Origin of the sequence: Belliella buryatensis (assembly GCF_900188245.1) — a bacterium.
GTDB lineage: Bacteria > Bacteroidota > Bacteroidia > Cytophagales > Cyclobacteriaceae > Belliella > Belliella buryatensis.
In genome coordinates, this window is sequence record NZ_FZOK01000004.1 from 138,099 (window position 1) to 150,814 (window position 12,716).

10 protein-coding genes are annotated in these 12,716 nt (G+C 37.2%); 3 read left to right on the top strand and 7 right to left on the bottom strand.

Features of this window, described 5'->3' with window-relative positions; translation table 11 throughout:
* Window positions 1-63: 63 nt before the first annotated feature.
* From CHB66_RS05515 to CHB66_RS05525, 3 genes are all read right to left on the bottom strand, one after another.
* On the bottom strand, window positions 64-1,041 hold the full coding sequence (locus tag CHB66_RS05515) for a VOC family protein (protein WP_089238816.1): 978 nt from the start codon (window positions 1,039-1,041) through the stop codon (window positions 64-66).
* A 126-nt stretch (window positions 1,042-1,167) separates the two neighbouring features.
* Window positions 1,168-1,767, bottom strand: a complete 600-nt coding sequence (locus tag CHB66_RS05520; protein ID WP_170932437.1) for a Crp/Fnr family transcriptional regulator — start codon at window positions 1,765-1,767, stop codon at window positions 1,168-1,170.
* A gap of 41 nt (window positions 1,768-1,808) precedes the next feature.
* Complete coding sequence (locus CHB66_RS05525; protein ID WP_170932438.1) at window positions 1,809-2,360, bottom strand: methyltransferase domain-containing protein; 552 nt, start codon at window positions 2,358-2,360, stop codon at window positions 1,809-1,811.
* An 88-nt stretch (window positions 2,361-2,448) separates the two neighbouring features.
* Between CHB66_RS05525 and CHB66_RS05530 the strand changes: the two genes are divergently transcribed.
* Together CHB66_RS05530 and CHB66_RS05535 are read left to right on the top strand one after the other, a co-directional pair.
* Window positions 2,449-4,629: an ATP-binding protein gene (locus CHB66_RS05530; RefSeq protein WP_089238822.1), complete on the top strand. Its 2,181-nt coding sequence runs from the start codon at window positions 2,449-2,451 to the stop codon at window positions 4,627-4,629.
* A gap of 108 nt (window positions 4,630-4,737) precedes the next feature.
* On the top strand, window positions 4,738-5,154 hold the full coding sequence (locus CHB66_RS05535) for a CBS domain-containing protein (protein WP_089239012.1): 417 nt from the start codon (window positions 4,738-4,740) through the stop codon (window positions 5,152-5,154).
* Window positions 5,155-5,519: 365 nt separating this feature from the next.
* On the opposite strand, the gene CHB66_RS05545 is transcribed toward CHB66_RS05535, so the two are convergent.
* From CHB66_RS05545 to CHB66_RS05560, 4 genes are all read right to left on the bottom strand, one after another.
* Window positions 5,520-5,912, bottom strand: a complete 393-nt coding sequence (locus CHB66_RS05545; RefSeq protein ID WP_170932439.1) for a DUF4174 domain-containing protein — start codon at window positions 5,910-5,912, stop codon at window positions 5,520-5,522.
* A 66-nt stretch (window positions 5,913-5,978) separates the two neighbouring features.
* Window positions 5,979-7,229, bottom strand: a complete 1,251-nt coding sequence (locus CHB66_RS05550) for a metallophosphoesterase (RefSeq protein WP_089238828.1) — start codon at window positions 7,227-7,229, stop codon at window positions 5,979-5,981.
* A 140-nt stretch (window positions 7,230-7,369) separates the two neighbouring features.
* Entirely contained in the window at window positions 7,370-9,430 is a 2,061-nt protein-coding gene (metG, locus tag CHB66_RS05555; protein ID WP_089238830.1) for a methionine--tRNA ligase, read from the bottom strand.
* A 52-nt stretch (window positions 9,431-9,482) separates the two neighbouring features.
* Complete coding sequence (locus tag CHB66_RS05560; RefSeq protein WP_089238832.1) at window positions 9,483-10,115, bottom strand: TetR/AcrR family transcriptional regulator; 633 nt, start codon at window positions 10,113-10,115, stop codon at window positions 9,483-9,485.
* 148 nt (window positions 10,116-10,263) lie between these two features.
* On the opposite strand from CHB66_RS05560, the gene ligA reads away from it, so the two are divergent.
* Window positions 10,264-12,714: an NAD-dependent DNA ligase LigA gene (gene ligA, locus CHB66_RS05565; RefSeq protein WP_089238834.1), complete on the top strand. Its 2,451-nt coding sequence runs from the start codon at window positions 10,264-10,266 to the stop codon at window positions 12,712-12,714.
* Window positions 12,715-12,716: the final 2 nt, after the last annotated feature.

Sequence of the window (12,716 nt, forward strand, 5' to 3'; positions counted from 1 at the left end):
CTAAATTCATTCTAGAAAATTCTTCATGTAAAAGAATTTTCTAGAATGATGATGAGGAGGACATCAAACCTGTAAATACTTAGGAAGAACAATTTCTTCTAAAGGCTTCACAATCTCCTCTCTTCTGTGTTCAAATACAGGAGGTAGTAGCAATTGGTGTCCAAGCAAGTTCTCTTCTTCATCTATGGCAAATCCAATATCTGAAGTAGCAAACTCAAACAAAGCTCCGGAAGGAGTCCTATTGTAAATTGAGTGGAAATAATTTCTATCCTTAAGCTCAGTCACATCTGTGTAGCCAAATCCCTCAATATAAGCTTTCAACTCAAGGTTGTGCTCGTCTTTGGCTGTAGCGAAAGCAATGTGATGTGGAATTCCAACAGCAAAGGTCCAAGAGCCTTGCTCCATATCAGGCACATGATGCAATTCTATAGTTCTCTGAGCACCACCATCTTTGATGTGGTATCTATGGAAGTCCCCGTCTTGACCTACTTTGCTAAAGTTGAGCACTTTGGTTAGATAAAAGTCCATTTCGATGATATCTCTTGAGCGGATGGTCGCGCCAAATAGCCCTCTAATGCCATTCTCTTTAGAAATCTCCTCAGTTTCCCATGCATTTCTATTGTCATTATCGCAACCTACCACAGCCATCCCAATCCCTGATCTATCTTCAAAAGTGATCATTTTATCTCCGAATCTTTCGATGATTCCAGAGTGAGGGACATTGTGCTTATTGAGGTGCTTTACCCAGAACTCTAGTGAAGCAGTGGGTACAGAGAAGGAAGATGTCTCGATTTGGCCAGAACCTTTTCTGCCGTAGACACCGGCTTTTTTGAACGGAAAAGTAGTCCATACAGAACCAACTTCGGCATCTGCATTGGCATAGTACAAGTGATAAATACTGGCTGCTCCGTCAAACAGTACCGTTTGCTTGATCATGCGCATGCCCAATACTTGGGTCACAAAGTCAATATCTTCTTGGGCAGAGCCCACACTCACAGTCAAGTGGTGCAGCCCTGTAATGTAATCAGCAGGATTATTCATGGATTTATGGGTTTTGTTATTAACTAAAATACTTAACACAGAAACCCTCCAAATTTTTTCAATGTTTCAAATTCCAGATGATTTATTGAGGTTAATCTGCTTTTATTAATCTAGATTAACAATTCATCACTTTCCTGATAGCTTTTTTCTTAGGTTACTCAAAAATACTGGCGTAATTCCAAGATAAGAAGCAATGCATTTTTGAGGAACTATCAATTCTAGCTTTGGATAATTTTTCAGAAAGGTTAGGTACTTTTGTTCAGCTGAAAAAGAAATATTCCTTATGATTCTTTTCTGATGGCTGATCAGAGAGTTTTGAAAAAGGATTCTAAAATACCGCTCAAAATTGGGACTAAATGCACATAGCAGATCAAAATTCTCCTTGTTCCAAGTCAATACTTCCACATCAGTCATTGCTTTAATTGAATATATGGATGGTTCATTATTCATAAAGCTATTCAAATCACCAGTCCACCAATTATCTATGCCAAATTGGATCACATGTCTGAAATCTCCTTCATCAATGTAGGAAGTCATCAAACAACCTTGCTTGATCAAAATAAAAGGGCTGCTCTCTTTTCCTTTATGAACCAACGTTTGATTCTTCTTGAAAGTAGCTAATTCACCCAATTCAAAAAAATTATCCAACTCTTCATCAGAAAAAGTCACATATTTGGTTAGATTGTTGATTATAGAGGTGTTTTGGACGCTGTCTTTATTGATCATATGATTTTGAAGATAGGTTTTTTGAAGGACTAAAAAAACTTCTATTTTGTTTCTGGAATTACCCATAGGAAAAGCTTGTGCACCTTACCATCATCTCCCATAACCTCAAGGTGCTGATCTGGCTTCCAATCTCCCATATCATAATTATGCGTTATGATTTTGGTACCTGGAGAAAGTTTTTGAAGTTTCGGCCTCAATTTTAAATTGATATCTGGAAAAAGATAGATTACTAGCACTGTAGCTTCACTTAGTTCCAACTCAAATAAATCACCTTGAATAAAGGAAACCAAATGCGATACACCAGCCTCTTTGGCAAGTGCTTTTGATTCAGCAACCAGCTCAGCATCTATTTCAATCCCAAAACCTTTTGTTCCAAATCTCCTTGCCGCTTCAATTGGTATCCTTCCATCACCCGAACCTAGGTCATAAACTACATCATTTTGACTTACATCACCAAGTTTCATTATTGCATCCACCACATCTTTAGGAGTTGTTACATAAGGGACCAAATCAAAAAAATCACTCTTAATCTCTTGTCCATATGTGACAGTAGCCAAAATGCCTATCATTAAAACACTTAACAATCGTTTCATATTTATCTGAGAGATTTTACAGAACTACCTTTAAATAGATTTAAATTTATACTTATTTGAATATTTTTGCCTAAACATTGACATTCAGATGACTAATTCTATTTTCGTTTACTTCTCACTACTTCTGATCGCATCATTCAATTTTGAGAGCGCTTATGCTCAAAATTCTAAAACTGAAGATATCCAACTGGCCATATCAAAATTAATTGATAGTGGGAAAACAAACGATTACGAGCTAGCAATTCAATATAAGGATTTAGCTTTTGATTATTATCAAAATAACGAATACAATGACGCACTTTCTAATTATTTAAAAGCGATTGCAATTTTAAAAAATCAAGACCAACCTAAAATGCTATCTGAATGTCTCCATAATGTTGGCAATCTTAGATTTTTTCTTGGGGAGTATTTATCTGCTATAGACTATTACTCCCAAGCCTTGGAAATCAGGAAAGTTCTTAATGATGAAAAAGGTATGGCCTCTGGTTACAATAACATCGCTAATGTTTATAGCAGGTTAGGCAACTATTCTCAAGCAATTGATTATTATAACCAATCCATTGAAATCAAGGAGCAGCTCAATGATCAAAAAGGAATTACCTCAAGTTTGAAAAATATTGCCACCATCTATTACTTTCAATCTAACTATATCAATGCCTTAGAGACAAACCTGAAAGCTCTCAAAATATCAGAAGCTATACAAGATTCCCTAGGAGTTGCTTTTGTATATAACAATATGGCTTTGATCTACGAGAAGCAAGAGAAATATACTGAAGCCTTAGAATTTTATCATAAATCTTTGAGCATCAAAGAAGCCATGAATGACCTCAGAGGAATTGCAGTCACCTTACATAATATTGGTAAAATTTACGAAGTGAGGTCAGCTTTTGACTCCGCATTGTTGGTGTTAGAAAGGTCTTTAGATATTTCAAGAAAAATAGAAGATAAGGAAGGTATATCGTCCACACTTAATAGTTTGGGAATGATATATCAAAGCATAGGTGATTACAAAAATGCAGAAGAAAATTTTCTTGCTTCACTTAAAATTGACGAGGAACTCAATGACAAAAGAGGTATTCTAAGGAGTAAAAACAACCTTGGCCAATTTTATTTCAACCAAGGAAATCTTCAACTAGCTAGAAGTATGAGCGAGGCAGCCATTATACTAGGTAAAGAATTAGGGACCAAAGAAGATTTGAAAGATTCCTATTTTACACTTAGTAAAATCGACGAGAAAGAAGGGAAATTTCAAAGTGCATTACAAAACTATCAAACATTTACTGCATACCGTGACAGCTTAGACCTTTTAAATCTAGAGAACAAAACTGCCCAATTACAAGCAGAATATGAATATGACAAGCAACTTGCCATAATCAAAGCAGAACAAAAGGCAATAGATCTAGAAAATGAAAAAGAACTTCAGGCTCAAAAGTTTCAAAGAAACATTCTTTTAGTGTATACTATGTTCATCCTTTTCGTCGCTTTTATCCTTTACAAAAATTATCAAAAACAAAGAAGAGAAAAAGAGAGGTCTGAAAAACGGTCTTTAGAACTCGAAAAAGCTAACCAAATAAAAGCAAAGATTTTTAGTATCATCGGGCATGATTTAAGAAGTCCTATCAATAGCTTACATCAATTGCTGGAACTTTATCAAAATGATCTAATGGACGAGGATGAGTTTAGAGAAGTTCTCCCTCAACTCTATAAAAATGTAGGAGGAATCATGCTTGTTTTAGATAACCTTTTGAAATGGTCCTTGGTAGAAATGAAAATGATGCAAACCAATCCAAAGAAAATTTCGCTTACCAAAAGCATCAATACTCTAAAAGATTTCTTTTCTACACTTACGGAGCAAAAAGGGATAGTTATCAAAGCTGAGATCGGAAATGACTCAGAAGTATTGGCAGACAACGACCAAGTACAAGTCATTTTGAGAAATCTAATCGGAAATGCGATAAAATACTCTGTAGAAGGAGGTGAAATCTTGATTAAGACAACCTCAACTCAAGAAGAAGTGATTATCAGTGTACGGGATTGTGGTACTGGAATGAAACCCGAGTTAGTAAAAAAGCTATTCCAAAACACATTGGTTGAAAGTAAAACTGGGACGACTGGGGAAAAGGGAACTGGACTTGGTTTGAGTCTATGTAAATATTACACTGAAGTCAATGGAGGTAGCATATGGGTAGAAAGTGAAGATGGTGTTGGAAGTACATTTTATTTTTCACTTCCTAAGGCACAAGTAACAGAAGCTATACTAGAAAAATAAAAAACTCATAAGAAAGTATGTAATTTCATATTGGTGACTGACTTTGATCATAATTTTTAGATTTGGGAATACTTAGCTTAGCTATTGGTAAAACAAATCGCTAAAGAGATGAAAAAGAAGGAGAAAGTATCCACAATTATGACTACCCATGTTCACACTATTCAGCATAATGCACATTTGGGTGAAGTCATCAATATGTTTCGAAAACACAAAATCAGGCATTTACCTGTACTGAATGACAAAAAAGTTATTGGAATGATAAGCAGAACTGATATTAATCGGCTTACTTTTGGTGCTTTATTTGAAAATCAGGATAATGCTGATGAAGCCATCTTAGAAATTCTCAGCATTCCTCAGGTAATGTCTGCTAATCTTAAATCTGTCTCGGACGAAATGTCCATCAGAGAAGTGGCAACCATATTTGCAATTGAGGAATTTCATGCACTGCCAGTAATTAAGGACGAAAAGCTAGTTGGCATAGTGACTACCACTGACATTATAAATTATATCCTAAAACAGTACTGAAGTTGCCATAATATTTATGGTTCCTTTTTAGTACTTGCATATGCACCTATTCGTATTTGGCAACATGACTTACATTTTATGGATTTAGGATTCATAGTAAGTGCCTTTCTTAAAGCTTCATCACCATTGTTAAAAGGGCCTAAATAGTCCCTATCTACCGGATCAGAAATATATTCACAAGCTCTTTCATGAACAAGATAAAAGCCATCGTCATTACTCTTGGTACTGAGGTAAAAGAATTTCATTCCATAAAGTTTAAATTGCTACCAAAAGTATAGATAACTTAACTACTAAAAAATACCTACTAGTAGGTATTTTTTCATAAAATTATTACATAATTCAATTTATTATGTAAATATTAATATTTAAAAGTCATCTATTTTTCTACCTTCTGATCTTCGCATTGGCATAGAGTCGATAGTCTTAAAAATTAAAGTCCAATCTAAAATAGTGTCTTTTCTTATTTTAATACCTCCATCTAACCCTATTAAGACCCAACAATCATTTTTGGACCCCATCTTATACCTTGAATACAATTGACTGATATAGCTATCTGAGAAATTTGTCTCCAAGTTGGATATTACTTTTTGTCCATCAATCAAGAAATACGCAACCTTTCTTTCTTGAATCATACTTTGTAGTGAATCATCTTCTAGTTGATAAACATTCTCGGTATTCTGAAAACCAAGCACGATTCTTTTCTTCCATTTCAACTCTTCTAGAGATTGGATGGAATCTTGTGAAAAATTAAATAGCATAGAAAAAACGAACATAAAAGATATCATAAGTAAAAAACCAAGAATAGTAATAAATGGTTTCTATCTTTATTTCTTCCTTAATTCAATAACCGTAATTTCGGGCCATATCCCTACCCTACCTGAGAATGCATGAAAACCAAAACCTCTATTCACATAAAGGTACTTATCTTCAAATGAAGTCAATCCTGCCCAATTGGGATATCGATACTGCACTGGACTCCACCTAATCAATGGCGTTTCTATTCCGAATTGCATGCCATGCGTATGACCTGAAAGCGTCAGATGGATAGTGTTGGGATTCTTTTTTACTTCTTGATCCCAATGCGATGGATCATGGGAAAGCAATATTTTAAAATCTTCCGATTCAGTATTCTCCAGAGCCTTATCCAAATCTCCTTTAGATTGGAAGCCCACACCCCAATTCTGAACCCCTACCAGAGTGATGGATTGTCCGTCTCTTACAATTTTCACATGCTCGTCTATCAGTAATTGATAACCTAGACGCTCGTGCTGCTCCTTGAACTTCTCGAAATTATCCTGCTTGGCAGTTGCTGATTCCCAGCTCACATAATCTCCATAGTCATGGTTTCCAATGATAGAAAATTGCCCATAAGGAGCCCTAATCTGAGCAAAAATTGGAATCATGGGCTCAATTTCTTCCGCATGGTGATTGACCAAATCACCTGTAAAAACAAATAAATCAGAACCTTGTGCCTTGGCCAAGTCGACACCTTTCTGCACTGCTTTAAAATCCTTGAAACTACCTGCGTGAATATCTGATAGCTGTGTTATCGTAAATCCATCAAAAGCCTCTGGCAAATCTTCAAAATAAATGACTTCACGATGAACAGTAAAATTATATTTGCCTTTAGCAATGCCATAAACAAAACTGCCGAAAGGTATCATCGAAACTGTCAATGACAATACACTTAGCCATTTGACCCTAGTCGGAAATTCAGTGGCAGATTTCCCATTGAAAACCAAGGAAATACCTGCTTGTATATTTCTAATAATATCTTCTCCAAACAGAAATATCGTACATACCAATTGGGTCACGGCTACAGTCAAAAACACATTCAACACTTGCTGATGTTCTGAGGAAATTTCTCCTGCTTGAAAAATTCTTACAAAAGTGAAAATCACCCAAAGTGTAATCCCACCGAAAACTATCCAATATCCTAGAAAGCTAAATTGCCTGATTTTTTCTGACTCCAAACTAGAAAGAATTGTTCTGAATGCTTGATATACATACCAATTTAGAAAAGTGGAAAATAAGAAAACTGCTGCGAGAAAAATGATTCCTCCTAATTGATTCATTTTTAAATTGATTTAAATTCTCCATGATATACTACAAGAAGCTCAAAATAGTTCTCTCAGAACAAAAAAATAAAGCCTGATTTTTTGGTCAGGCTTTATTTTTATAAAGTATTGAATATAGACTAAGTGTCCTTATTCCATCAACTAATTGTACTACCGGCAGCGGTTGAGTTGCCCGGATGTAGCAGTCTTAAGCTTCCATCCATATCTTCAGCCATCAATATCATCCCTTCTGAATCTATTCCCATCATCTTTCTTGGGGCAAGATTAATCAGCATAGTAACCTGCTTGCCAATCAAATCCTCTGGCTTAAAATATTCCGCTACACCGCTGAGAACAGTCTTTTTACCAAGTCCAGTATCGACAGTTAGTTTTAATAGTTTCTTAGATTTGGGCATAGGCTCGGCGGTAAGAACAGTTACCACGCGCATATCTAGCTTGGCAAAATCATCATAAGTAATAATATCCTTCATGGGAGTTGCTACCGCATTAGCCAATTCGTTTTTCTTCTTGGCTTCTAGTAGTTTATTTACCTGTGCTTCTACTACTTGATCTTCAATTTTATCAAAAAGCAAAGCAGCGGCATTGATGGAATCTCCAGCCTTGAGCGTATCAATGTCTCCTGCATCTGACCATTTCAATCCATCCAAATTGAACATTTTGAAAATCTTATCAGCTGTAAAAGGTAAAAATGGCTCAGCCACAACCGCAAGATTTGCAGCAATATTTAATGCAATATTCAAAATAGTACCTGTACGTATCTTATCCTCCTTGATTGTTTTCCAAGGCTCTGTGTCTGCAAGGTATTTATTCCCCAATCGAGCAAAATCCATCACAAAAGAAAGTGCTTCCCTAAACCTATATCGCTCGATAGATGCGGATATTTTCTCTGGGAACTCCTTCAATGCATCCAAGACTTCCTTATCATAAACATTCAACTCAGCTTTACTAGGAACAACCCCATCAAAAAACTTATGAGTCAGTACAACTGCACGATTCACAAAATTACCAAATACGGCAACGAGTTCAGAGTTATTTCTAGATTGAAAATCCTTCCAAGTGAAATCATTGTCTTTGGTCTCAGGAGCATTGGCTGTCAACACATAGCGCAATACATCCTGCTTGCCTGGAAACTCTTCCAGATATTCATGTAACCATACCGCCCAATTTCTTGAAGTAGAAATCTTATCTCCTTCCAAATTCAAGAATTCATTGGCAGGTACATTGTCCGGTAGCACATATCCCCCATGTGTCTTCAGAATAGCAGGGAAAATGATGCAGTGAAATACGATATTATCTTTGCCAATAAAATGAACCAACTTGGTGTCCTCGTCCTTCCAATAAGGCTCCCAATCTTTTCCCTTTTCAGCTGCCCATTCTTTAGTGGATGATATGTACCCAATTGGCGCGTCAAACCATACATAAAGTACCTTGCCCTCTCCACCTTCTACAGGCACTGGAATTCCCCACTCCAAATCTCTAGTCATAGATCTTGCTTGTAATCCATCACCAGCTTCTAGCCATGATCTACATTGACCAAGAACATTATTTTTCCAATCATCCTGATGCTCTTCGAGAATCCATTTTTTTAAAAATTCAGTATATCTAGCCAAATCCAAAAACCAATGCTTAGTTTCTTTTAGCACAGGCGTATTTCCGCTTAATTTAGATTTAGGGTTGATGAGGTCGGTTGGGCTAAGAGAGCTTCCACACTTTTCACACTGATCACCATATGCACCATCATGTCCACATTTAGGACATGTTCCTTCTATATAGCGATCTGCCAAAAACTGCCCCGCTTCTTCGTCAAAATATTGTTCAGTAGATTGTTCTAGAAACTCTCCCTTCTCGTAAAGGTCCTTAAAAAAACCTGAGGCTGTTTCATGGTGAATTTTTGCAGATGTTCTTGAATAATGGTCAAAACTGATTCCGAATTCTTGAAAGCTACTTTTCATCATTTCATGATAGCGATCTACTACCTCTTGCGGGCTGATTCCTTCCTTCTGTGCTTTGATGGTGATAGCTACCCCATGTTCATCCGAACCACATACATAAGCTACATCCCGACCTTTGGAACGCAAGTATCTGACATAAATATCTGATGGGATGTAACAACCCGCCAAATGCCCAATGTGTAATGGACCATTGGCATATGGAAGTGCTGAAGTGACGGTATATCTTTTGAAATCTTTCTTGTTCATAGCGTGCAAAGATAGCATATTTAACGAGCAATAAGGGCTCTGAATGGTGTAATTAAGCTTTTTGGAACTCTACCCTGGCTTCATCTGTCAAGATCCCTTGATAGATAATCTGAATGGCTTGATCAAAAAGCTCTGATGTCTTCAAGTTCATATTTTCATGCATTTCTCTTGGAAACTGAGCTAAAAATTTGGGATCAATCAAGTTCTGAATAGCTGATGCATATACCAATACAATCAGGGTCTTGTTCATCCCTGAAATGACAAATCCTTTATCGATGCCTTCCTGTATCAATTTCTGAAACCTCAGATAAGCTGAATCTCTCACATAATCCTGAAGCTCTCCCCAAATTTCTGGCGCATGTTCTCTTAGATCTTCTAAAAGTTCGGGGTTAATCGGTGCAAGATCGTTGGCTACTACGGTAAGAAATGACTTCAGTTTTGCTGTGAAAGAAATGTACTGATTCTCCAAAAGCGTTTCGACCTTTGTGGTCAATCTATTTTTTAATAACTCAAAAGCAGCAGCGAGTAACTCTAACTTACCGGGGAAATATTTATAAAGTGTCTTCTTGCTCATTCCCAATTCCTGAGCAATATCATCCATGGTTGTATTTTTATAGCCTTGCTTGATAAAAAGCTTGTAGGCTACATCCAAAATCTTCGCTTCTATTTCAGTTTTTTTACTCATTATCTTAGAATTGAAGACAAATATAGGCAATCAAATCAAATTACTTTACCTAAGGATTGCTATTGATACTTTACAAAAGCTTTGTGCTTTCAGGGGCAAAGCTTAATTTTGATTCTCGAGAAAAGTACAGACCCTAAGTATTTGACATATGACGCCAGACCAGGCTAAGGCAAGAATTCAAACTCTCTCCCAAGAGATTAATTATCATAATCAGCTTTATTATCAAGAAGACCGAACCGAAATCTCTGATTTTGAATTTGATCAACTATTAGCAGAACTGATTCAGTTGGAAACGGAGTTCCCTCAATTTTTAAAAGAAGATAGTCCATCTCAGCGTGTTGGCGGTACGATCACCAAAGAATTCGAAACAGCAGTTCACGAATCGCGCATGCTGTCATTGGGGAACACCTATTCTGAGGCAGAACTTTTGGCTTTTGATGAGAGAGTAGCTAAAGGGCTTGGTCATAGGGATTTTGAATATTTCTGTGAATTGAAGTTTGATGGGGTTGCGATCAGCTTAGTCTATGAAAATGGCAAACTCAATCGGGCAGTCACTAGAGGAGATGGTACAAGAGGAGACGTGGTAACTGAGAATATCAAGACGATTAGAAATATTCCTATTGTGATCAAAGGTGATCACGTGCCTGAGAAGTTTGAAGTAAGGGGCGAAATATTTCTTCCAAGAAAGGAATTTGATAAAATCAATGCAGAGCGTGAAGCACAAGGTGAAGCACTACTAGCCAATCCAAGGAATGCTGCTTCGGGTACTGTGAAAATGCAAGATAGCAGCATCGTAGCCAAGAGGAGATTGAACTGCTACTTCTATCAACTGATAACTGATGAAGGAGATATCATGCAACACGATCAGGCCATGCTTTTACTTGAAAATTGGGGATTTAATGTCTCTCCCACCTATCAAAAATGTAAAGGGATCAAGGAAGCCTTGGCCTTTATTGAATCTTGGAGAGATAAAAGACACGAGCTACCCTTGGATACAGATGGGGTGGTACTCAAAGTCAATGACTATGACCAAAGAGAAGAGTTAGGTTTTACTGCAAAAATCCCAAGATGGGCCATTGCATACAAATATCAAGCAGAAAGCGCAGAAAGTGAACTGCTATCTATCACGTATCAAGTTGGAAGAACAGGTGCTATCACACCAGTAGCCAACCTTTCCCCTGTTCAACTAGCTGGCACGACTGTCAAAAGAGCCTCTTTGCATAATGCCAATGAAATAGAAAGACTTGGTCTGTATGAAGGAGATCTTGTACACGTAGAAAAAGGTGGAGAAATCATCCCCAAAATCACGGCGGTAGCAATTGAGAAAAGAAAAACAAATACGAAGCCCATTCAATATATCACCCACTGTCCAGAGTGCGGCACAGCATTGGTGAGAAAAGAATCAGAAGCTAAGCACTATTGTCCCAATACACAAAGCTGCCCACCACAATTACTTGGCAGGATTGAACATTTTGTCCACAAGAGAGCCATGGATATTGATTCAATGGGGACTGAGCGTATCAGGGCATTGATTGATCAGGGCTATATCACTGATTTTGCAGATATCTATGATTTGGAGCAGAAGGCAGAGCAGCTGCTGGGTCTAGAAATGAACCAAGATCAATACCAAAAGACAGACGAGGGGATGCTTTACATCTCTTTGAACAAATGCCTTTTTGCATTAACAGAAGGAATTTCTTTGAGTGCTATCAATCAATTTTTGGATACTGAAATAGAAAATTCCCTAGCACAAACCCTCAAAAATTTCCAGCATTTCATACGAGAGAGCAAAAAGAAAATAGCTCAAAATATAGTCACAATCCAAATGCTTGAAAGCCTTCTTGAAGCCTATCCATTTCCTAAGCTAGAGGACTTTCTCCCTGTACCCATTGTACTCAACTTAATAGTAGGCAAGCAAGTTGGGATAAGCAGACTCAAGGAACTGGCGAGTACAGAGAATACTATCCATGGAATCATTTTGGAATCAGGCATATCACTTAGCCCAGATCAAGATGATCGTATCAAGAAACTCAAAGCCAACACATTCCAAGAAGGCGTCATCAGCAATATGATGGAAGGAATTAAGGCTTCAAAAGCACAGCCATTTGAAAGGGTACTTTTCGCCTTGGGAATCAGAAATATTGGTGAAAACACCGCGCAAATTCTTGCAAGAGCATTCAAAAGCCTCTATGCACTACAAACTGCTAGTGTGGATTCCTTATTAGAAATCAACGGTGTGGGCGAAACCTTGGCCTTGAGTATTCAAGATTATTTCTCAGAAAAACAAAATCTTGAAGTCATTGAACGTCTCAAAGTACAAGGACTAAAATTTGAAATTGAAGAAGCAGAAAAAACCGTATTGGGCAATGCCCTAGCTGGTAAGAAAATACTTGCTTCTGGCAAATTGAACCATTTCAAGAGAGACGAGATTATAGACTTCATAGAAAGTCACGGTGGTCAGTATGTCAAATCTGTGTCCAAATCTCTCGATTTTATCATTGAAGGGGAAGACATGGGGCCAAGTAAAAAGGAAAAAGCAGAAAAGCTAGGAGTCAAGCTTATTTCAGAAGCTGATTTTCTCAATATGGTAGAAAGCTAAAA